Below are 22,032 nucleotides of genomic sequence, written 5' to 3' on the forward strand. Positions count from 1 at the left end.
CAATCTAGAAATGCATATTAGGTTATTCCTAAAATCAATTTAGGTTATTAAAAAATAATCGCTAGAGTCGTCCGCTCGGGCTGCACGACGCGGCCCCACAGGCCGATGAGGCGTTCCATGTCTATTCGAATGAAAGTACTGACCCTGGCTGCGGCCATCCTGTTGATAGGCCAGGCTAGCGCCTCGGAGCGCCTGACCCTGCGCATCGGTGACCAAAAGGGCAACATGCGCGCCCAACTGGAGGCGGCTGACGCACTGCGCGATCTACCCTACGACATCCAGTGGGCGGAATTCCCCGCGGCGGCGCCCCTCGCCGAAGCGCTCAATGCCGGTGCAATCGATGCCGGCATCATCGGTGATGCGCCACTGTTGTTCGTGCTCGCCTCAGGGGCGCCGGTCAAGGCCGTGGCGGTAGACAAGTCTGACCCCTACGGTACGGCACTGCTGGTGAGGCCCGATTCGCCGGTGCGCACAGCGGCTGAACTCAAGGGCAAGCGCATTGCAACCGGGCGAGGCTCCATCGGGCATCACCTGGCGCTCAAGGCCCTGGCGCAGGTAGGGCTGAGCGAAAAGGACGTGCAATTGAGGTTTCTGGGGCCGGTGGATGCCAAGATCGCTTTGGCCAATGGGTCGGTAGACGCCTGGGCCACCTGGGAGCCTTACACCGCGCTGGCTGAACTCAGCGGGCAGGGAAGGGTGCTGGTCAACGGGCGGGGGCTTTCCAGTGGGAACAGCTTCCTCGCCGCGACCGACAAGGCGTTGAGCGAACCTGCACGGCAGGCTGCACTGCAGGACTACCTCAACCGCCTGGCCAAGGCGCAGGTCTGGGCCAACCAGCACCTGGACAGTTACTCGAAAACCCTGGCCGCCATCATCGGTTTCCCCCAGGACGCAGCCCGCCTGCAATTTGAGCGTCGTCAATTGCGCTGGCAGGTGATCGACCCTCAGACCATCGCTACTCAGCAGGAGACGGCTGATTTCTACCATGCGCACGGGCTGATGACTGAGCGCCTTGACGTGGCACCCACCTTCGCCAGCGGCTTTACCGTCCCCGAAAGCACCAAGCTGGCTGCGCAACCTTGACCCGGAGATACCTTGATGAGCGTGATCATTCTACGCAGGCTTTGCCTGGCGCTATTGGCCAGTACGGTGCTACCAAGCTTGGCTACCGCCGACCAAACACTGCGCATCGGCTACCAGAAATCCTCGACCCTGCTAACCCTGCTCAAGGCCCGCGGCGGCCTGGAGCAGCGCCTGCGGGCCGAGGGCATTCGGGTCACATGGCATGAATTCCCAAGCGGACTGCCGCTGTTGGAGGCGCTGAACCTGGGCAATGTCGATATCTCGGCGGATGTGGCCGATACCGTGCCCGTGTTCACCCAGGCAGCAGGTGCAAAGCTTACGTATTTTGCCCGCGAGGCACCGTCGCCGACCGCTCAGGCGATCCTGGTACCCGCGGATTCGACCCTCAAGACCCTGGCCGACCTCAAGGGCAAGCGCGTGGCCGTGACCAAGGCAGCGGGCAGCCATTACCTGCTGATCCAGGCGCTGGCGCAGGCGGGACTGACGTTCAAGGACATCAGCCCCGCCTACCTGATACCGGCCGATGGCCGCGCCGCGTTCGAAAACCGCAAGGTCGATGCCTGGGTGACGTGGGACCCGTATGTGGCCAGCGCCCAACGCCAGCAGCATGCGCGCATTCTGGCCGATGGGAGCGAGTTGGCCAGCTATCAGCGCTATTACCTGGCGGGAAGCGATTATGCCAAAGCGCATCCTGAGGTGCTGGAACAGGTCTACCTCGCCTTGCGTGAGGCCGGCACGTGGACCAAAGCGCACCCGGCCCAGGCCGCGCGCATCCTTGGCCCGCTGTGGGGCAACCTGGACAGTGCCACGGTGCAGCAGGCCAACGCCCGGCGCAGTTACGACGTACAGCCGGTCAAGCCAGAGAACCTGGGCGAGCAGCAGCGTATCGCCGATGCGTTCTACCGCGAAGGGCTGTTGCCGAAAAAGGTGGATGCGAGTGCCGTGAGCCTTTATGAGCCGGTTCAGAAGTAGTGCAGGAAAACTCATTCGCCCCAGCACTGAATAAGCCTGCAGGGCATGCAGGGTAGAGGTCCCGCTACCAAACACTTGTAAACAAAACGGGCGGGAAATGTCGAACACTTCCCGCCCGCGAGACAACCTGAATTGGATCAGCCTTCTTCACCCATGACCTTCTCAAGCTTCTCCTGATCGCGCGCAAACTGGCGGATGCCCTCGGCCAGCTTCTCGGTAGCCATGGCGTCTTCGTTCATGTCCCAGCGGAACTCGCTCTCACTCAGATGACGCTTGGGCTCACCGGCATTGCCTGGCTTCAATACCTGCGGCAGGTCGCCTTGGTCTTCGCTCAACTGCTGCAGCAATTCCGGGCTGATGGTCAGGCGATCACAACCGGCGAGCTGTTCGATCTGGTTGGTATTGCGGAAGCTGGCGCCCATGACCACGGTGTCGTAGCCATTAGCCTTGTAGTAGTTGTAGATCCGCGTGACGGACTGTACGCCTGGATCATCGGCACCGGTGTACTCCTTGCCCGTGCTTTTCTTGTGCCAATCGTAAATCCGGCCCACGAACGGCGAAATCAGGAACACACCAGCGTCGGCGCAGGCCTGGGCTTGGGCGAAGGAGAACAGCAAGGTCAGGTTGGTCTGGATGCCTTCCTTCTCCAGCTTCTCGGCGGCGCGGATACCTTCCCAGGTGGACGCCAGCTTGATCAGCACACGGTCCCGGCCAACACCGGCCTTTTCGTACAGCTCGATCAGCGAGCGAGCCTTGGCCAGCAGGGCAAGTTCATCGAACGACAGCCGCGCATCCACTTCGGTCGAGATACGCCCGGGGATTGCTTTGAGAATGCCGGAACCCACCGCCACCGCGAACATGTCGCAGGCCTGGTCCAGATCACCGTTGGCCTCGCCCTTCACGCGCGTGAGCAACTCGGCATAGGCCGGGATGGCGGCAGCCTTGAGCAGCAGCGACGGGTTGGTGGTGGCGTCTACCGGTTTCAGGCGCGTGATGGCGTCCAGGTCACCGGTGTCGGCGACCACGGTCGTGAACTGCTTGAGTTGTTCCAGCTTGGAAGTCATGGGCGTACTCTGTCCTGTGCAATGACTCGACATTACCCCAGCCCCCACGGTCGCTCAAGGGCCCGGCTGTACGAGAGGTGAATGTTCGAGTACCCACCGTCCCCCAGGTTCCCTTCAGGCCGGGCCTTGCATCGTGTCGCGCAACCGGCAGGCGCCTGCGTGACACGCCAGCGCCTCAACGCCCCTGCAACAGCTCAACGGCCTGGTCGAACACGACCAGCGGCTCGGCTGCCTTGTGAATGTCTGCCGAAAGCAGTTGGCGGAACCGACGAGCGCCCTTGAAGCCCTGGGCAAGGCCGAGAATATGCCGGGTCACGTGATGCATCGCACCCCCTGCCTGCATATGGGCCACGATGTAAGGCCGTAACTGCGCCAGCACTTCGGTGCGGGTGACCACCGGTGCCGTGCGGCCGAACAGCTGTTGATCCACCTCGGCCAGCAGGTAAGGGTTGTGATAGGCCTCGCGGCCCAGCATCACGCCGTCGAAGGTCTGAAGGTGGGCATGGCAGTCGGCCAAGGTTTTGATGCCGCCGTTGAGCACGATCTCAAGGTCCGGGAAATCAGCTTTCAGTTGCGCGGCCACGTCATAGCGCAGCGGCGGCACTTCGCGGTTTTCCTTAGGCGACAGCCCTTCGAGAATGGCGATGCGTGCGTGCACGGTGAAACTGCGGCAACCCGCCTCGCGCACTTGCCCGACGAAGTCACACAGCTCTGCATAGCTGTCGCGGCCATTGATGCCAATGCGGTGCTTGACTGTCACCGGTGTCGAGACAGCGTCGCGCATCGCCTTCACGCAATCGGCCACCAACGCCGGGTGCGCCATCAGGCAGGCGCCGATCATGTTGTTCTGCACCCGGTCACTGGGGCAGCCGACATTGAGGTTGACCTCATCATAGCCATCGGCCTCGGCCAGCCGCGCACACGCCGCCAGGTCCGCCGGTACACTGCCGCCCAGTTGCAGGGCCAACGGGTGCTCGGAGGCATCGTGGCGCAGGAAACGCTGGGCGTCATTGTGCAGCAGGGCACCGGTGGTGACCATTTCGGTGTAGAGCAGGGTGTGCTTGGAGAGCAGGCGCAGGAAGAACCGGCAGTGGCGGTCGGTCCAGTCCATCATGGGGGCAACGCTGAAGCGGCGGGAGGGCTCAGGGCGGGTGATTGTTGATTTCGAGCCTAATGTTGCGGTCAAATCGTTCAACGTGTTTCGTACCGAATTTTGGAGGGGTTGGGGCATTTTACCGGGTGATTGGCACAATGTACCAATCGAATCAGGACGTGTACCAACTCTCATATCAACGATCAGACCTCGCAAGAAGGCCGACGGCACGATCAGCTAGACAGCTTAGATCCACACCACCCGCGACAAGGCGGCAGTCTATCAAGAGAGCCAGACGTTTGCTCGCAAACGGGCAGCAGTGGCCTGGGCGAAGGGACGGGGAACTGAGTTGGCAGAACATGGTTTGATCGAGCTGGCCAGCCGGGATGGGCACACGGTGAGGTAGATGATTGACCGCGATCTATTCGAGGCCTATAAGTCCCAGCCGCTGGCCGAAACGAAGCGGCGCACGTTGAATGCCATCAAGAAAAAAGCTAACTGGGTGTTAAGGTGGGCTCCGCCATCACCCAGCAGATGCTGGTGGACTTTGCCCTGTGGCGCATGAGCCCTGAAGTTAGCGGAGTCAAGCCGCAGACGGCCGGCAATGATCTGGCACACCTGGGCTCGGTATTGTCGATGGTCAGGGCAGCGTGGTGCATTAGATTGATCCGCAGGCAATGCCAGATGCCCGCTTGTCGCTGAAGAAATTTGGTTACAACATGAGAAGATGTGAGCGGGATCGGCGTCCGATACTGGATGAAATAGACAAAGTGCTGGAGCACTACTTCGAGATTCTGCAGCGGCGACCAAGCGTCATCCACCTGCCCAAGGTGATGGCGTTCGCAATCTTCTCGACACGGCGTATGGGCGAGAGCAGCCGAATCTTTTGGGAGGATCTGGATGAGCACCGACAGGCGATGGAAGTACGGGACATGAGAAACCCTGGCCAGATGATCGGAAATGATGTTTGGTGTTATTTGCCGGATAAGGCTTGGGCTATCGTGCAGAGCATGCCGCGACGATGTTCGGAGATATTTCCATACAACACGGGCTCAGTTGGCATGGCTTGATCTAAGGCATGCAAGATGAAGGGGGTTGAGGGTCTCCACCTCCATGCTAACGTTACGAAGGGGTGGGTGGGTTGTTTGAAATGGACTGGGATATATCTAGGGTTTCAGGTGTATCAGGTTATCGGCATTGGCACTCGCTTCGGCGCTACACTCATTTGCATGGGCGCGGTGATCGCTATGGTGACTGGAAATGACTCTACAGAATTTTAGAGTCTAAATTTGTTTTGGGTGCTAGAGTTGGCGGAGGTGGAAATGACCAAGGAAAGAGTGGGAAAAGATTCAGACGGATTGAAGGGTGTAGTACGAAGCTTTATTGAGTCCATGCCAGCAAAGGACTATATGGAGGTGGCAGTTGACGCCCTGGTGGATTGCGAGCCTCTGAAAGACATGCCGGTGGTGGGAAGTTTAGTAGGTGTGTGGGAGTTTAGAAATAAGTTTAAGCGTAGAAAGTTTCTTCGCCGAGTTGAGGTCTTTTATTCTCAGGTGTCCGGTCTAACTGCTGAGGAGCTTAAGGAGTTCGATGAGTCCTTCAAAAATTCAGAAGAAGCGGAAGAATTTGTATCGGACCTAATTGAATTAATGGATCGCCTGGAAAATGAGCAAAAGGCGCTTATGCTGGCCGGGGCATTTAAGCGCTTAATTAGCAAGGAGATCACCAAAGATAATTTCTCGGATATAAGTCGAGTTTTTGAGAAATTGAATAATCTGGATCTTTTTTTCTTTATGCATGGCTACATGAATCCACATACCTTCGAGGATGCCTTGGGTGACATTTTAGTAGGTGTTAGGATGTGCAAAAGAAAAATCGAAAATGCCACTCGTCAAACTATGTTGCTTGACCCTCAGCGGAAAGAGTCGTTTATAAAGGTTTCATATGAGCTAACTGGCTTCGGTAAATTGGTGTTGGAGACATTGCATCAAGTCTATGCGGATAAAATTGAGCCTCAGCATCTGATTAGGACCGGCTCAATGCTATGAGTAACGCGGCGGGCGGTGGTCGTAGCGCCCGTAGCACAGGTTAGCTGGGACGTTGTAGTGGTCTACTAACCCCGGACACCCATTTAGGCGAGAATGCTCGCCACAGAGAGGTGTCCGATGACCAAGCAACGCCGTACCTTTACCCCTGAGTTCAAGTGCGAAGCTGCCTGCCTGGTGCTCGATCACGGCTACAGCCATGCCGAAGCGGCCCGTTCGCTCGACTTGGTCGAGTCGGCACTGCGCCAATGGGTTAATCAGCTTCAGCAGGAGCGCGGCGGCGTTACGCCGGCCAGCAAAGCGTTGACGCCAGAGCGTAAGCGGCCAGCAAACACACCTCCAGAATCCCAGCGATAAGGGCGATGGTGTCCACCTAAAAATACGTGGACACCATCGCCCTTAATCGCAAGGATCACCATGCGCCAGCGCACCTCTTATATCCAAAACCGTTCAAAGCCCAAGTCGTCCAGGAATGTCTTCAACCTGACGTGTCGATAGCCAGCATCGCGCTGCGCCATGGCATCAACGCCAACCTGGTACGCAAATGGATTCCGCTCTATCGTGACCGCCAACCTGACGCGCTACCGGCATTCGTGCCGCTGACGATGAAGCCCGAATCTGCACCTGCGCAGCCAACGGTGGCGCGTATTGAAATTCCGTTCAAACAACAAACGCTCACGGTGACCTGGCCCGCTGTCGATCCCGATGGCTGCGCGCGCTTCATTCGCGGCCTCGTCAAATGATTCGCATCGATACAATCTGGCTCGCCACCGAGCCCATGGACATGCGCGCCGGCACCGAAACGGCGTTGGCCCGCGTTGTCGCGGTCTTCGGTGCGGCGAAGCCGCACTGCGCTTATCTCTTTGCCAACCGCCGTGCCAACCGGATGAAGGTGTTGGTGCATGACGGCATTGGCGTGTGGTTGGCAGCACGCCGACTGAACCAAGGTAAATTCCACTGGCCGGGCGTTCGTCACGGCGCTCAAGTGGAACTGGACGGCGAGCAAGTTCAGGCACTTATCGTCGGATTACCTTGGCAACGCATGGGCGCCAACAGCACCATCACACGGCTTTAGTACTGACTATTGGCCTAACCGCCAATCGCCGCCAGTGCATTGCTCTGGCATGATTGGCGGCATGACTTCCTTACCCGACCTCGACCAACTGACCCCAGCAGAGCTGCGCGCGCTGCTTGAGCAGACGCTGACATTGCAGTCTCAAGTCGAGACGATGAGCCGCAAGATCCAGGACGACAAGATCGTCATCGAGCAGCTCACTCATGAGATCGCTTTCCTCAAGCGCCACAAGTACGCCAAGCGCAGCGAACAGATCAGTCCAGAGCAAGGCCGCTTGCTCGATGATCTGCTCAGCACTGATCTTGAGGCCATCGAAGCTGAGCTGAACGCACTTCATCCCGACCCGGCCCCAAAAGAGCCACGCCAGAAGCCCAAGCGCGCACCACTGCCTGCACAGCTTCCGCGCACCGTGATTCATCATGACCCCGACGACACCCATGTGCGTGTGGCTGCAAGCTTCAGCGCATCGGTGAAGATGTCAGCGAGAAGCTGGATTACACGCCGGGCGTGTTCACGGTTGAGCAGCATGTACGTGGAAAGTGGGCCTGCCGAGGTTGCGAAACCCTGATCCAGGCACCGGTTCCTGCGCAAGTCATCGACAAAGGCATCCCCACCGCAGGCCTGCTGGCCCATGTCATGGTGGCCAAGTTCGCTGACCACCTGCCGTTGTACCGGCAGGAAAAGATCTTTGGCCGCGCCGGCCTGGCGATTCCACGCTCGACACTGGCCCGGTGGGTCGGGCAAACCGGCGCGCAGCTTCAACCGCTTGTCGATGCCCTGCGTGAAGCGGTACTGGCTCAACCAGTCGTCCACGCCGATGAAACACCGGTTCAGATGTTGGCACCGGGTGAAAAGAAAACCCATCGAAGTTATGTGTGGGCCTATAGCAGCACTGCTTACGCAGCGCTTAAATCCGTGGTTTACGACTTCAGCCCGAGCCGTGCCGGCGAGCATGCGCGTAACTTCCTCGGCGACTGGCGCGGCAAGTTGGTGTGCGATGACTTTGCCGGCTACAAGGCCAGTTTCGAGCAGTGCATCGTCGAGATTGGCTGCATGGCCCATGCGCGCCGCAAGTTCTTTGACTTGCATGCGGCGAACAAGAGCCAGTTGGCCGAGCAGGCCCTTGTGACAATCGGCGCGCTCTACGAGGTCGAACGGCAGGCCAAGGACATGAGCGAAGACGACCGTCGGCGAATACGTCAGCGAGATGCGGTTCCCATCGCTGAAAAACTGCATGACTGGATGCTGACCCAGCGCGAGCTGGTACCCGAAGGCTCGGCCATTGCCAAAGCTCTGGATTACAGCTTGAAACGCTGGGTAGCGCTGACGCGCTACCTGGACGACGGCGCCTTGCCCATCGATAACAACCACGTCGAGAACCAAATACGACCGTGGGTACTTGGGCGTGCTAATTGGTTGTTTGCAGGATCACTGCGCAGTGGCAAGCGGGCGGCGGCGATCATGAGCCTGATTCAGTCGGCGCGCATGAATGGACATGATCCGTATGCCTATCTCAAGGACGTGCTGAAGCGACTGCCAACGCAGCGGGCTAGCGAGATTGAGGCTTTGCTGCCGCATCAGTGGACGCCAGCTTAACGAGCGCAAGGTGTGTTTGCGGGTCGCTTACAGGTAAGCGCTTTGAATGTGGGGTTCATGGATCGCATACGCAAAGTGTGCTCGGCAAGGCAGTAAATTACCTGGCGAGCAACTTGAGTCGGCTGGAGCGTTATGTGGAGGCTGGGTATTTACCGATCGACAACAACCCGGCAGAGCGCGCAATAAAGCCGTTTGTGATCGGCCGCAAAGCCTGGCTGTTCAGTGACACGCCCAAGGGTGCTGCCGCCAGTGCTCAGCTCTACAGCTTGGTCGAGACCGCCAAGATCAACGGCCAAGAGCCCTATACGTGGCTGCGCCACGTACTGGAGCGACTGCCGCATACACAGACAGTGGCCGACTACGAAGCGCTGTTGCCTTGGAACTGCTCACCGGAAATGCCACGGTAAACGATGGTCTCACCTTGCGTTGGGTGGGGTTCGTGGATCGCTTACAGAGCTATGAGACGGCTATGGAAGCACCTGTCTCGGTGCGCAAGCACCAGGTCGTGATGGTGATAGGCGATCCTCAAGAAGAGACGCCTATCCTTGATCCTGTTCAGCTCCAGCAGCACCCGTCAATTCTGGAGGAACAGATTGCGGCATCGCGCCGCTCGACAGAGCGTGCGGTCGAGCAGGCGGATAAGGCTATGAAGAGATTCCAAAAGGCTGAGGAAACCAAGGCGAAGTGATACCTGCATCAGCGGATGTGGGCCCTTGATTTCAATTCAAATATCAGGCCAGTAGTAAGTGTCACCGCTCCGTAGTGTTTGCACTAATTGTCAGAAGGCCAAAATTTATGGTCGCGATCCAAAAACACTATATAGAAGACACTCTCCCTTAAAAAGCCTGCGATTCGCTGTTTCTGTCCGCCAATGTTTCTGATAACTCCCCAGCTTTCATCCTCAGATAAATCGCTCGGGCAGGTAAAATGCGTTTTGTTACTGGGTGGAAAGGCTTTGTAGTTAGTTATGGATTTCTCTGTTTGCAGTTTTGTTATGTTTACACTGCTTATGTGGTGAAGTTTGTTAACTAGCGATCCTAGCAAATCCTCACTACCCCAAGTTGCTAATGATTGCCCCACATCATCCCAGTTTTTAAAATATTTAAAACTAAAGCTCAAATACTGGTCGCGCTTCAGTGGCTGCGCTTCGCGGGTGTTTTCACGCCTTGTTGCGACTTTGAGCGGGTTTGACCTCTTACTCATGGTCTAACCCCATTAGTTGGTCAATGCTTTCAAAGGAGTTAAATAAAGGGATTGCGCCAAATGCTCCCTCTAGATAATCATCACTATAGTTGCCTTTCAAGGTTCTGGATTTTTCTTTGTATTCAACTAGCGAGTACAGTTCGCTGGCGCCCTCATCATCCTTGTCTACAAACCAAACCTGATCGCGCCTGAAGCACTCGGTATCCATAAGGTTGACATCCTGCACCGCCGCGATGATCTGGCTGCCCTGGTTGCTTTCCGCATGAAATATTTTGAAAAGGTGCTTGGATAGAAGCGTGTGAAATTTTGAGTCAAACTCATCAATGATAAGGCGTTCGCCAGTCATCATTGAGTCATAGATCGGGCCGAGTATATTTATAAGCTTACGAGTTCCGTCGGACTCTAGTGCCAACGGAAACTCAACTTCGTGGCTTTCTACTCTTTTGACAACTACCAAGTCGGTTTTGCTGATCTTCCTCGTTTTTTGAAGTTCTTTGAAGCTGTCAACTAATTTACGCAAGGAATCATCAGAGGTATCAATCTGGTCTAGGCGCTCGTCAGGTGCGTCATCGATGACTTTCAAATCGGCAATTTGGAAAGCTTTTAAAATTTTCAGAAGCCAGCTTCTAAAATCAGGGTTGTTTTTGATCTGCGTGTGAGTGAAGTTGCTGTATTTCGAGTCATTGATGCCGTTTAAAATATGCGTTTTTTTAAACCAGTCTGTAATTACAGTTGCGTGTTCTCCATTAAAGCCTGAAAGTACTGAAATAAATGGCACGTCAGATCTGGTCTTTTCCAGTGTGCCTTTTTTTACAAAAAGATCTGCCTCGGAAAAGCTTGCTTTGTTGTAATCCACCGCCATTCTATTGCGTTCAAAGAGTTTTGTTTCTCTTGATTGAGGGGTGTAGTAAAGCCATTCTTCAATAATTTCTCCGCTTTTGACGCTGAGGCCATACCTGTATTTTATGTTATTTGAATAAAATACAACCTCAATCTCGGAGGGGTTTTCGAAATTATCTTCACGTAAAAGATAAGGTAAGATGCTTCTAGATACGCTGGTTTCGATGTTGGAAATCGAACTTAAAACGATGTCTCTCATAAATCCAATCGCTTTAATTAAGTTAGATTTTCCGCTAGCATTCGCGCCAAAAATAAGCGCAGACTTGAGAACTCTTTCTTCTGTATCGCCAATTTTTTGAATATTCAGTTGATTAATATCGTCCTTTTTAGATTCTGAAGCCAGCATGCTCAGATTCTGGGTATCACGGAAGGACAACATGTTAGATGTAGAGATATTTACGAGCATTAAGGTCTCGGATTTGATGGTTCTTAGCTAAAAAAAACGTCTCATTCTGGCGTTTTTTTGGATTAAGGGTTAGGTTAGCATCTTCTACAGCCAGCGCAAGGGGCGGAACGACCGATGCGGGTGGACGTTTTGGAGCTTGCTGCAGCCCTCGCCCCGCGCCCATCAGTTTGAAGGGTGGCGGCTCCTCACTGTGATCAACACCGACCAATACGCCAACCAATCTCACCCACCTTGCTAAGCTTTGTGGGGGCAGTAGAGGCTTGCAGGCGCCAGATTGCCCTCCTGAGCATTAGGGTATGCCCTCCCAATGGATCGAAAGCGGCACATGACCTCGATGTCCTCGCCCTATTGCATCAGGCCGTCATCAGGGCATGAGTAAATGAAGCGCACCTTCATTGGCATGAGTGATGCTGGTGAGCGCGAGTTGCTGATGTGGCAATTTGGAAGCTCCATGAAGCGGCGGCTGCGGGCTTACCTTAACGTGAGGTGAGGCTCTTCACCTATTGTCAGACTCGCTTTACTAGGCTGTGATTGATTTCTACCTTGTTAAAGCCGGCTACCCTCCGTCGACTATCCACTAAGGCGGTATCATCCTGTTGGTCAGTTAGGTCTTCACGAAAGACTGATTGGTACGAAGTTGGTACGGGAATTGTTAGCCTGGGTCGCAGCCCTTGTAATTAGTGGGCTAGGCTTAGAGTTCCCCCAATCCATCATGGGGGCAACGGAAAACCGTCTCACTACCGTATCCATGGGGCTGGCCGCGTTTTCTGGCGTTTCGGGGGGCATTCGGAAATCTCTCGGTTACTACTGATGTAGAGCGCTTTTTGCTGACCGGTCACCGCCATCGTCCTCAGAGAGGAGGTCTATTAGCCGTGTCTTGTGCTCAGTCCACGATCAAGCGCAAAAGCGGGAATTCTATCAGGTCTGCTGATCAAGAAGTCCCCGTTGACTGCACCTCTCGGCCAGTAAGCCTCTCGATCTGTTACGCCCAACTCCCTCTAGCCACGCCGCGATGACCTAGACTGAACGCCGTCCCCCACAGCCAGCTCTGACTCTAAACACCCCACATGCTCAACAAGGTCAGACCATGACGATCACCATCAACAGCTACACCACGGTCAAAAGACGCGAGCGCGTCCCACACGCTATCTTCGCCCACTACTGGCGCGACGTGCACGGGCCGTTGTGCTCCCGGTTGCCAGGGTTGGGCTTGTACATCCAGCACCACTTCTCGCGCAATCAGGACGCGCACCTTTGGCCATTGGCCGAGGGCGTGGGAGAGATCGCAGACTACGAACTCGATGGCGGTGTGGAGATCGGCTTCAAGTCCGCCGACCAGCAGGAGCGCTTCAAGCAAGCCAGCCCTCTGCTGTTTTCGGACGAGCAGAACATGTTCGAGGAAACGCTGGCGTACGACCTGCCGCACGGATCAATGAGGGTGGTGAATCGGCTAGCGGACGAGCGCCTCAATGGGCTCGATCATGCCGATCGGATTCACGTGCACATGAGTCCACGACAAAGCCTTGAAGATCTGCAAGCGTATGTGCGCGACAAACTCGCGCCGACCCTGGCGCAGGATGCATCAGTATTGAAAGTGCAACTGCACCTGTGCGCCCCTTTCCAGAACGATGGGAACCATCCACCGGCGCCAGACGTGGCACACACGGCCACGCCGGCGCGCGCCGAACTGGTGATCATGGAAGTCGCCTTCGGAAACCCTGTGGCACGGCGCCGGTTTTTCGAGGGGCAGGCGTTCAAGAAGACGCTGGCGGATCAGGCGCGGCATATCGGAAGTTTGAAGGCGTTTGCGGTAAGTGGTGTGTACAGCTATGTGGTCGATGGAGAAATGACCACGGCCGGGCTGCGTGGTAGCCGGGCGGCGGAGTTGATCGAGTATCTCGGCGCGATCAATCAACTGGAACCTGAAGTAGAGGCGGTGTTCAAGCGCGTCGATGCAGCGGGTTAAGCTGCCCCGGCCTACAACACGCGCGGGGCATGCTCGCGGTGGATGCGCGGCTCGGCCCTACCGTCGACAGCAAGAGCAGGTTGTCGCTCAGGTGCCTGTTAGTGGTTCAGTTGGCGCCCAAGGGGCACCCCCTGCTCAATGCAACACCTGACTCAAGAACAACCGCCCCCGCTCACTGTCAGGTCGCTCGAAGAACACCGCTGGCGCAGCCTGCTCGACCACCTCGCCCTGGTCCATGAACACCACCCGGTGCGCCACGGTCCGGGCGAAGCCCATTTCATGGGTCACGCACACCATGGTCATGCCGTCCTCGGCCAGGCTGACCATGGTGTCGAGCACCTCCTTGACCATTTCCGGGTCCAGCGCCGAGGTGGGTTCGTCAAACAGCATGATCTTGGGTTTCATGCACAACGCCCGGGCAATCGCCACGCGCTGCTGCTGGCCGCCGGACAATTGGCCAGGGTACTTGTGCGCCTGTTCGGGAATACGCACCCGCTCCAGGTAATGCATCGCCAGGGCTTGCGCCTCGTGGCGCGGCAGCTTGCGGGCCCAGATGGGCGCGAGGGTGCAGTTCTGCAGGATGGTCAGGTGGGGGAACAGGTTGAAGTGCTGGAACACCATGCCGACTTCGCGGCGGATGGTTTCGACCTGCCGGGCGTCGTCGGTCAGTTCGACACCCTCGACGACAATGCGGCCCTGCTGGTGTTCTTCAAGGCGGTTCAGGCAGCGAATGGTGGTCGACTTGCCTGAGCCGGATGGGCCGCACAGCACGATGCGCTCACCTGGCTGCACGCTGAGGTTGATGTTCTTGAGCACCTGGAAGCTGCCGTACCACTTGCTGACGTTCTCCATCTGGATCATGGGGCGCAGGCCCGGTGAGTCCAGCGATTGGGTCGCTTGGTTCATCTGGAATACTCCTGGCTGGCGCGCAGCCACGCTTGGCCGGTGCAAGCGGGCGCACCGGCATTGGGAAGAGGATGTTCGTTCAGCGCAGGACGCTTTGCAGAAACTGCCGGGTGCGGGCCTGTTCAGGGGCGCTGAAGAGCTGCGACGGCGGCCCGGTCTCGATGACCTTGCCGGCATCGAAGAACACCACGCGGTCGGCCACTTCGCGGGCGAACCCCATTTCGTGGGTGACGACGATCATGGTCATGCCCTCGGCCGCCAGGCCCTTCATGACGTTGAGCACGTCGCCGACGGTTTCCGGGTCGAGCGCAGAGGTGGGCTCGTCGAACAGCATCAGCTTGGGTTTCATCGCCAAGGCGCGAACGATCGCCACCCGCTGCTGCTGGCCGCCTGACAGCTCGGCCGGGTAATGCCCGGCCTTGTGCTGCAGGCCGACGCGCTCGAGCAAGGCCAGGGCATGGGCCTGGGCTTGCGCCTTGGTTGCGCGCTTGAGCTTGACTGGGGCAAGCATCATGTTGGCCAGCACCGTCATGTGCGGAAACAACGTGTAGTCCTGAAACACCATGCCCACGTCCTCGCGCAGCCGGGCCAGGGCTTTACGGTTTCCCGCCTGGGTCTGATCGCCATCGCCCACCACCACGGTGCCCTTGGAGGGCGGTTCCAGGCTGTTCAGACAGCGGATGAAGGTGGACTTGCCCGAGCCGCTGGGGCCGATGATGACCACCACCTCGCCTTGGCGCACGTCCATGTCGACGCCCTTGACCACTTCATGGGTGCCAAAGCTTTTATGCAGGTCGCGCACCGTCAGGATCGTGCTCATAGGCCCGCCTGTGCCCGGGTCAGGGCTTGCAGGTTGAGGTCGGCCTCGCTCATGCGCGCGCGGCGTTGCTGGTTGGCCGTACGCTCTGCGCTTAGGCGCTCGCTGGCGCGGGCGAGGCTTGGCATCAGCGACCCAAGCGACGGGCCGCCGGCGGAGCTGCGGCCCTGCACGTTGCTGACCGGGTCCAGGCAATCACGCACTTTCTGCTCGTGTAGGTGCAGGGCATGACCCAGCTGCTCGAGGGCGCAGGCATCGACCATCTGGGTGGTGATCTGATGGGCCGGCAGGCCCTGGTCCATGGCCATGCGCACCACGCCCCCGACCACATGGTGGGCTTCGCGGAACGACAGGTCGACCTCGCGCACCATCAGGTCGGCCAAACCGGTGGCGGTGGAAAAATCCTCACCGGCGCGGCGTGCCGCCAGGTCGATGTTGGGGGTGGCGGTGCGCAGCACCAGGTCCAGCAGTTTCAGGCAGCGCAGGCTTTCTTCGGCGGCCTCCCAGAAGCCCCGCGTCCCTTCGCGGTTGCCGTCGCCGGTGTGGGAAAAATTGGTGCCCTTGATGGTCACGCTCGCACCCATCAGCAGGCCGACGATATGGCCACTGCGGCCCTTGAGGTACTCCAGCACGGTGGGGTTCTTCTTTTGCGGCATGATGCTGGACGTGGCGGCGACGCTGTCGGGGAAGTCGATGAGGTTGAACTCATGGGTACTCCACACGAAATAGTCCTGCGCGACGCGGCTCCAGAACACCGCCAGGTTGCTCAGGTGCGACAGGCTTTCGAGCAGAAAGTCCCGCGAGCCAATGGCATCCAGGGCATTGTCCAGGTAGCCGTCGAAGCCCAGCAGCTCGGCGGTGCGCGCGCGGTCGATGTCGAACGGCGTGCCGGCGAAGGCAGCGGCACCCAGCGGGCACTGGTTCATCGACTCCAGCGTCTGGGTCAGGCGCTTGCTGTCGCGCTCCAGAGCCTGTTCCACTGCGCTCAGGTAATAGCCGTAGGTGATTGGCTGGGCCGGTTGAAGATGCGTGTAGCCGGGCATCACCACTTCGGCGTAGCGCTCGGCACAGCACAGGGCCGTGGCCCGTACCGTTGCCAATTCGTCGATCAGGTCCATCAGCAGGTCGCGGCAGCGCAGGCGGTCGAGGGTGGCCAGGATGTCGTTGCGGCTGCGACCGGTGTGCAGGCGCCCGCCGATGTCAGCGCCGATATGCTCGATCAGGTGCGCCTCGTAGTTGAAGTAAGCGTCCTCGCGCGAAGGGTCCAGCTCGACCGCCTCTGGTCCTGCCTGCTCCATGTCCAGCACACCCTTGGCCAGCACGCTGGCATGTTCGCCGCGGATAAGGCCCTGTTCGGCCAGCATCAGGATGTGCGCCTTGTTGACGTTACCCAGGTTCGCGAAGCCGCTGGCAAAGCCTTCCAGGCGCGGGCGGTAGATGTACTCGTTCACTTGCGGCGCAGTGCTTTCCTTCAGGCGCCGACTGACTTTGGATGCTTGCATGCTGGAACCTCTTCAATGGAAGTACGTGCCGCCGGACGACCCAGACGACGTTCGAGATAACGGCTGAGCCAGGTCAGCGCCGAACAGATGACGAAGTACACCAGCAACACCACGCCGTAGACCGCGAAGGCAGGGCTGACGCCGGTCATGACGGTTTCACGCTCGATGATGATCTGGCCGACCTTGAGAAACTCCCCCACACCCACCAAAGCGCCCAGGGACGTGGCCTGCACCAGGATCGTCAGCAGCCCGGTGTAGGCTGGCAGAATGGCTTTCATCGACTGCGGCACAACCACGTGCAGGTAGATCTGCCAGGGGCGCAGGCCCAAGGCCCAGGCGCTTTTCCACTGGTGCCTGGACACCGACTCCAGCCCGCCACGCACGATCTCGATGCCGTTGGCGCTGCCCCACAGGGTCAGGCCCACGGTGACGGCGGCGAACGGGCTCAGGTCCACACCGAACATCGGCGCACCGAAGAAGATGAAGAACACGTTGACGATCAGCGGAATGGAGCGAAACAGCTCCACGTAGGCATGGGTCGTCCACCCCAACAGGCGGTTCTTGACCGTGGCCAGCACGCCGAGCACGGCCGAGATCAGCGTGGTGAACAGCAACACCACCAAAGCCAGGTACAGGGTCATCAACAACCCTTTGCACACGAAGCTCCAGTTTTCGAGTAGGAAATTCATGGTCGCCTCACTGCCGGAAAGGGCGTTGCAGGTGGGCAGACAGCCGCGCAGTCATCAACGCGAGCACCCCCACCAGCACCAGGTACATGACGCAGATGGCCGTGAACATCTCGATGGCGCGAAAGTCCGTGGCGATGCGGTCCACCGCGACGAAGGTCAATTCCGCAAGGCCGATGGCCTGTAGATAGGAAGAGTTCTTCAGCAGTGAAATCGCGGTGTTGAGCATCGCCGGCAGGCTGGTGCGAAACGCGATGGGCATGGCGATCAGCGCGAAGTACTGCACGGGCTTGAGGCTCAGTGCCAGGCTCGCCTCGCGCATGCCGCGCTCCACCGTGGCCAGCCCGCCGCGGATGTTCTCGATCTGGTATGCACCGGCCCACAGCGACAGGCACACCACCCCCGACCAGAACAGCGACAGCCCAAGCCCAATGGCCGGCAGGCCATAGAAGATGAAGAACAACTGCACCAGGATCGGCGTATTGCGGATCAACTCCACGTACAGCGCCACTGCCTGGGACAGCACCGGGACCTTCATGACGCGCACCGCCCCGCCCAGCACCCCGATCAGCAGGGAACACAGGATGGCCAGGGCCGTGATGCGCAGCGTCATCAGCACACCGTCGAGCAGGGCAGGCCATTGCTCGATCAGATAATGTACGTCGAACTCCATGATGGCGGCCGATCAAAGTGCTTCGGCAGGCTTGGCCTGCTCGAAGACGCTGATGTAGTAGCTCTGGATGTTTTCGGGCACGAACTGCTGCACCCAGCCTCGGAACAGGTGTTCTTCGCGCATGCGCAATACCGCCGCGCTCAGGAAGTCGCGCCATTGCGCTTCGTTCTTGCGCACGCCGATGGCCGCGTCGGAGATCTGGAACGGTTGGTCTATCAGGCGAGCATCCTGGTCGTTGTCGGCGACCACCACCAGGGTCGCGGCATCGTGGGTGTAGGCGTCGGCGCGACCTTGGCGGAAGGCTTGCAGGGCATCGGCTGCGCTGTTCATGCGCAGGGTCTTGACGTCGGGCATGTGGTCTTCGAACCACTTGGCCTGCACCGACCCCTTGAGCGTGGCAAGGGTCTTGCCCTTGAGGTCGGCGATGGTCCGGGCCGGGCTGTCCTTCTTCACGACCACGTCACTGGCACCCCACCGGTAGGGCGTGGTGAAGTCGATCACCCGTTGGCGTTCCGGGGTGACGCCCAGCGTGGCGATCAGCAAGTCCACCTTGCGGCCCAGCAGCTGCGGCACTCGGTTTTCGGCGGTGACGCAGGTGAAGCTCACCTTGTCCTTCGAGCCCAGGGCCCATAGCGAAATCTGCTTGGCCATTTCGACCTCGACGCCGGCGAATTCACCCTTGTTGTCCTGATAGCCATACGGTGGCTGGTCGCAGCGCACACCCGCGCGCAGGTGGTCCGCCTCTTTGATGGCTGCTGGAACTGCTGGCAGGTCGGCGGCCTGAACGGTGGATACCGCCGCCAACGACACGCACGTCAGGGCCAGTGCAGCGCTTAGTTTTTTATACGAGAACGACATGATGCCTCCTGATTACCGGGCTGCATCGCGCCAATGTGCTGGAGCGATGCGTGAGTACAAGGGCAGAGCTGAAGTGACGCTGGAGCACCGGTTTTATGTGTGTTGTTGCCGGTATGCGCTCGGGGGTATCGCGCTGCATCGGGGCAGACGTCGATGTGGTTGTAGTTATAAAATCTGCGCGTCATGCAATCAAATGACAATACATCAACCCGTCATGCAGAAATGATATGGCTATCAATTTCAAGCAGATCGAAACCTTCCGCGCGGTCATGCTCAGCGGCTCCATGACAGCAGCGGCCCAGGCGCTGCATACCTCCCAGCCCAATGTCAGCCGGCTTATCGCGCAACTGGAACGGGCCAATGGGTTCAAGTTGTTCGAGCGGGTAGGGGGGCGCTTGCTGCCGACCGATGAGGGCGCGCAGTTCTTCGCTGACGTGGAGCGCGCGTTCATCGGGCTGCACAGCCTGGAAACCTCCGCCGAGCACCTCAAGCGCGGAGGCACTGGGCAATTGCGCATCGGTGCGGTGCCTTCCCTGACCCATGGCTTGCTGCCCAAGATCATCCAGCGCTTTCGCCAGCAGAACCCGCACGTTCATATCTCCATCCACACCAACGACTCGCCGAACGTGGCGCACTGGGCCGCGACCCGGTTTTGCGACGTGTGCCTGGTGTCTTATGTGGCCGAGGACATGGCGGGCGTGCAGTCCCAGATCATCTGCGATGTACCGGGTGTGTGCATCTTCCCCAAGGGGCACCGGCTCGGTGCCTTGCAGGCCGTGACGCCCGCAGACCTCAAGGGCGAAGAATTCATTTCGCTGTCGCACACCGATGGCTCGCGCACTCGGCTCGACCGGCTGTTTGCCGATGACGACCCGCGGGTGCTCAACCTGGACGCTACCCATGCCGCCACCGTGTGCTCACTGGTCGGGCTTGGGCTGGGGGTGAGCGTGGTCAGTCCACTGGTCGCGGCAGAGTATTTGCACACCGGCATCGACATACGGCCGTTTGCCCCGCAGTTGCGGTTCTACACATATCTGCTGCGCTCATCCGACCGGCCGGAGAACGTGCTGACTCGACGATTTCGGGTGTTGGCGGGGGAAATGCTGGGGCAGGCGGCGCAGGTGTGTACGGCTGGCCTTGGGTAATAGGCTCGGTACCGCGCCTCATTGCCTCGGCAGCACCAGCGCTGCCTCTAGCCCGCCCGCCGCTCGGTTTTTCAGGACCACCCGGCCACCCAGGTGCTCCATGATGGTTGCCACGATCGACAGCCCAAGGCCAGCGCCGTTGGGGCTATTGCGGCTGTAGAAACGTTCGAACACCCGTGAGAGGCTCGCCTCGTCGATGCCTGGCCCTTCGTCTTCCACCACCAACTCGACACGCTCATCGTGGCCCCGCAGCGAGACCGTGATGCGCCCCCCGAGAGGCGAGTGCTCGACCGCGTTGGACATCAGGTTCTGCAATGCAATGCCCAACGCGCTGGCGTCGACGGCTACACGGTGCTCGCCGCCCTCTATTTCCAGCGAGGGCTCCAGCCCTTTGTCCAGTATCCAAGGGGTAAGCTCGGCCAGGATGTCGGTGACCACCTCGGCAAGGTCGACAGGCTCACGGGGGCGATGGCCAATCCGAGGCTCCACGCGGGCCAGTGTCAGCAGTTGGTTGACCACTCGCGTCAACCGATCCACACCGCCCATCAGGAACGTCAAGGCCTTGTTGCGTTCGACGTCGTTGCTGGCAGCCAGTGCGTTCTGCGCATGCAGGCGCAACACCGCCAAGGGTGTTCGCATTTCGTGGGCCGCGTCGGCAATGAAGCGATGTTCACGGCGCAGCAGGTCCTTGATCTGCGCCAGCAGGCGATTGAGGGCAGCCTGCATGGGCTCGAGCTCCGATGGCAGCGGCACCAGCTGCAGCGGTTCGAGTGATTCGGCATGCCGCGCGCGAATGACGTCGGCCATGTTCTTCAACGGCTTGAGCCCCCAGCCAATGGCGGCCCATACCAGCACGGCAAGCGCCAGGGCCCCCAGCAGAAATGGCATCAAGGTGTGACGAACGATTCGGTCGATCAAGTCATAGCGCACGTCATCGCGTTCACCCACCCAGATCACCCAGCCTTTCTCGGGCACAGGTAGCACGAAGCCGCGCCATTGCTTGTCGTCGCTGGTGAAATCGTAAAACCCAGGCCGCATGGGCCGCGGATCCAGGCGAGGTGCGCTGGGCGTCTGCACCATCAGGGTGGCGTTTTCGTCCCAGACCTGGAAGGCCAGCTTGCTCTCGTAGGGATGCCCCACCCGGTGTCGGCCCGCCTGGGCTAGCGCGACGTTGAAGGCACGGTACAGGTCGTCACGCGCGCCGCCTTGCACTGGCATGCTCATTACTCCCTGGAGCAGGCGTGCGTTCTGGGCAAGGTGCGCGTCGTACACTTCGTTAATTTCATGGCGGCTGTCGTGGTAGTTGTACAACGCAAGCAAGCCGGTGCCGATCAGCAGCAAGAGCATGACGCGCCACAGCGTGCGCTGGCGTAGCGACCTCATACCTTGGCCTCGACCAGGTAGCCGATACCACGCACGGTGCGTATCAGGCCATTGAACAGTTTCTTGCGCAGCTGATAGATGTTCACTTCCAGGGTATTGCTCTCCGGCTCCTCGTCCCAGCCATAGAGCAACTGCGTCAGGCGTTCGCGGGTAAAGACTTTGCCGGGCTGGGCGAGTAGCTCGTGCAGCAGCCGGTACTCCTTGGGCGTGAGCACCACTTCGGTCCCCTTGAAATGCACCTGCTGGGTTGCCGGGTCCAAGCTGACACCGCCGTGCTCGATCAGCACCGTGGCGCGGCCAGCGCTGCGGCGCAGCAGTGCACGCAGGCGTGCCTTGAGTTCATTGAGGTCGAAGGGTTTGACCAGGTAGTCATCCGCCCCGGCGTCAAGCCCTGCGATGCGATCGTCCAAGGCATCGCGTGCGGTAAGAATCAGCACCGGCAAGCTGTTGCCTCCCGCGCGAAGCCGCCGCAACAATTCAATGCCGTCCAGGCGTGGGAGGCCCAGGTCCAGTATCAACACGTCGAATGCTTCATGCTGCAAGGCGTGCAAGCCACTGACGCCGTCCTGCAACCAGTCCAGGGTATAGCCCTCCTGGCGCAAACCATCGCAGATGCCTTCACCCAACGCGCTATCGTCCTCAACCAGCAGCAGGCGCAT

General features: G+C 59.0%; 20 protein-coding genes and 4 pseudogenes. 12 read left to right on the forward strand and 12 right to left on the reverse strand.

The genetic code is table 11. The annotated features are described in order from the left end of the window. The first annotated feature begins 117 nt into the window (after positions 1-117). Both MOP87_RS06865 and MOP87_RS06870 read left to right on the forward strand, forming a co-directional pair. Positions 118-1,083, forward strand: coding sequence for an ABC transporter substrate-binding protein (locus tag MOP87_RS06865; protein WP_242810280.1), 966 nt, complete (start codon positions 118-120; stop codon positions 1,081-1,083). Positions 1,084-1,098: 15 nt separating this feature from the next. Next, a complete protein-coding gene (locus MOP87_RS06870) occupies positions 1,099-2,055 on the forward strand; it encodes an aliphatic sulfonate ABC transporter substrate-binding protein (RefSeq protein WP_242810281.1) in 957 nt (318 codons plus the stop codon). Between the two features lie 137 nt (positions 2,056-2,192). Here the strand turns inward: MOP87_RS06870 and tal are convergent, their stop codons facing one another. Beyond that, on the reverse strand, positions 2,193-3,119 hold the full coding sequence (gene tal, locus MOP87_RS06875; protein WP_242810282.1) for a transaldolase: 927 nt from the start codon (positions 3,117-3,119) through the stop codon (positions 2,193-2,195). 175 nt (positions 3,120-3,294) lie between these two features. Then, positions 3,295-4,233, reverse strand: a complete 939-nt coding sequence (gene dusA / locus MOP87_RS06880) for a tRNA dihydrouridine(20/20a) synthase DusA (protein ID WP_242810283.1) — start codon at positions 4,231-4,233, stop codon at positions 3,295-3,297. Positions 4,234-4,618: 385 nt separating this feature from the next. Here dusA and MOP87_RS06885 point away from each other — a divergent pair. The 8 genes and pseudogenes from MOP87_RS06885 (at position 4,619) to MOP87_RS06920 (ending at position 9,616) form a co-directional block, all read left to right on the forward strand. Continuing rightward, positions 4,619-5,476, forward strand: a pseudogene (locus MOP87_RS06885) (site-specific integrase). A gap of 58 nt (positions 5,477-5,534) precedes the next feature. Then, entirely contained in the window at positions 5,535-6,260 is a 726-nt protein-coding gene (locus tag MOP87_RS06890) for a hypothetical protein (RefSeq protein ID WP_242810284.1), read from the forward strand. Between the two features lie 117 nt (positions 6,261-6,377). Then, positions 6,378-6,581 (forward strand): annotated as a pseudogene (locus MOP87_RS06895) (transposase); the annotation flags it as partial. 59 nt (positions 6,582-6,640) lie between these two features. Continuing rightward, entirely contained in the window at positions 6,641-7,000 is a 360-nt protein-coding gene (locus MOP87_RS06900) for a transposase (protein ID WP_242810285.1), read from the forward strand. Next, entirely contained in the window at positions 6,997-7,332 is a 336-nt protein-coding gene (gene tnpB, locus MOP87_RS06905; RefSeq protein ID WP_242810286.1) for an IS66 family insertion sequence element accessory protein TnpB, read from the forward strand. Before MOP87_RS06900 ends, tnpB begins: the two co-directional genes overlap by 4 nt. A gap of 61 nt (positions 7,333-7,393) precedes the next feature. Beyond that, positions 7,394-8,928 (forward strand): annotated as a pseudogene (locus tag MOP87_RS06910) (IS66 family transposase). A gap of 71 nt (positions 8,929-8,999) precedes the next feature. Then, positions 9,000-9,335 (forward strand): annotated as a pseudogene (locus MOP87_RS06915) (transposase domain-containing protein); the annotation flags it as partial. Continuing rightward, positions 9,305-9,616, forward strand: coding sequence for a hypothetical protein (locus MOP87_RS06920; protein WP_242810566.1), 312 nt, complete (start codon positions 9,305-9,307; stop codon positions 9,614-9,616). The pseudogene MOP87_RS06915 and the gene MOP87_RS06920, both read left to right, overlap by 31 nt. 83 nt (positions 9,617-9,699) lie before the next feature. Here MOP87_RS06920 and MOP87_RS06925 read toward each other — a convergent pair whose 3' ends face one another. Both MOP87_RS06925 and MOP87_RS06930 read right to left on the reverse strand, forming a co-directional pair. Further along, positions 9,700-10,131, reverse strand: a complete 432-nt coding sequence (locus tag MOP87_RS06925) for a hypothetical protein (RefSeq protein ID WP_242810287.1) — start codon at positions 10,129-10,131, stop codon at positions 9,700-9,702. Next, on the reverse strand, positions 10,124-11,377 hold the full coding sequence (locus MOP87_RS06930) for an ATP-binding protein (RefSeq protein ID WP_242810288.1): 1,254 nt from the start codon (positions 11,375-11,377) through the stop codon (positions 10,124-10,126). The genes MOP87_RS06925 and MOP87_RS06930 overlap by 8 nt, the downstream gene beginning before the upstream one ends. A gap of 1,147 nt (positions 11,378-12,524) precedes the next feature. Here MOP87_RS06930 and MOP87_RS06935 point away from each other — a divergent pair. Beyond that, positions 12,525-13,403, forward strand: a complete 879-nt coding sequence (locus MOP87_RS06935; protein WP_242810289.1) for an EthD domain-containing protein — start codon at positions 12,525-12,527, stop codon at positions 13,401-13,403. A 135-nt stretch (positions 13,404-13,538) separates the two neighbouring features. Here MOP87_RS06935 and MOP87_RS06940 read toward each other — a convergent pair whose 3' ends face one another. The 6 genes from MOP87_RS06940 to MOP87_RS06965 form a co-directional block, all read right to left on the reverse strand. Beyond that, positions 13,539-14,309 (reverse strand): amino acid ABC transporter ATP-binding protein, encoded by a 771-nt coding sequence (locus MOP87_RS06940; protein WP_049696297.1) that lies wholly within the window; start codon positions 14,307-14,309, stop codon positions 13,539-13,541. Between the two features lie 79 nt (positions 14,310-14,388). Continuing rightward, positions 14,389-15,129, reverse strand: a complete 741-nt coding sequence (locus tag MOP87_RS06945; protein WP_027915019.1) for an amino acid ABC transporter ATP-binding protein — start codon at positions 15,127-15,129, stop codon at positions 14,389-14,391. Next, complete coding sequence (argH, locus tag MOP87_RS06950) at positions 15,126-16,628, reverse strand: argininosuccinate lyase (protein WP_242810290.1); 1,503 nt, start codon at positions 16,626-16,628, stop codon at positions 15,126-15,128. The genes MOP87_RS06945 and argH overlap by 4 nt, the downstream gene beginning before the upstream one ends. Beyond that, on the reverse strand, positions 16,598-17,317 hold the full coding sequence (locus tag MOP87_RS06955; protein WP_242810291.1) for an amino acid ABC transporter permease: 720 nt from the start codon (positions 17,315-17,317) through the stop codon (positions 16,598-16,600). Before MOP87_RS06955 ends, argH begins: the two co-directional genes overlap by 31 nt. A 7-nt stretch (positions 17,318-17,324) precedes the next feature. Beyond that, on the reverse strand, positions 17,325-17,987 hold the full coding sequence (locus tag MOP87_RS06960; RefSeq protein WP_104926036.1) for an amino acid ABC transporter permease: 663 nt from the start codon (positions 17,985-17,987) through the stop codon (positions 17,325-17,327). Between the two features lie 12 nt (positions 17,988-17,999). After that, a complete protein-coding gene (locus MOP87_RS06965; protein ID WP_242810292.1) occupies positions 18,000-18,845 on the reverse strand; it encodes a transporter substrate-binding domain-containing protein in 846 nt (281 codons plus the stop codon). 227 nt (positions 18,846-19,072) lie between these two features. Between MOP87_RS06965 and MOP87_RS06970 the strand changes: the two genes are divergently transcribed. Continuing rightward, entirely contained in the window at positions 19,073-19,990 is a 918-nt protein-coding gene (locus MOP87_RS06970; protein ID WP_305955244.1) for a LysR substrate-binding domain-containing protein, read from the forward strand. Between the two features lie 18 nt (positions 19,991-20,008). Here the strand turns inward: MOP87_RS06970 and MOP87_RS06975 are convergent, their stop codons facing one another. Together MOP87_RS06975 and MOP87_RS06980 are read right to left on the reverse strand one after the other, a co-directional pair. Next, a complete protein-coding gene (locus MOP87_RS06975; protein WP_181074154.1) occupies positions 20,009-21,373 on the reverse strand; it encodes an ATP-binding protein in 1,365 nt (454 codons plus the stop codon). Further along, a complete protein-coding gene (locus MOP87_RS06980) occupies positions 21,370-22,032 on the reverse strand; it encodes a response regulator (RefSeq protein WP_242810293.1) in 663 nt (220 codons plus the stop codon). Before MOP87_RS06980 ends, MOP87_RS06975 begins: the two co-directional genes overlap by 4 nt.

This window comes from Pseudomonas sp. I3-I5 (assembly GCF_022699445.1).
GTDB lineage: Bacteria > Pseudomonadota > Gammaproteobacteria > Pseudomonadales > Pseudomonadaceae > Aquipseudomonas > Aquipseudomonas fulva.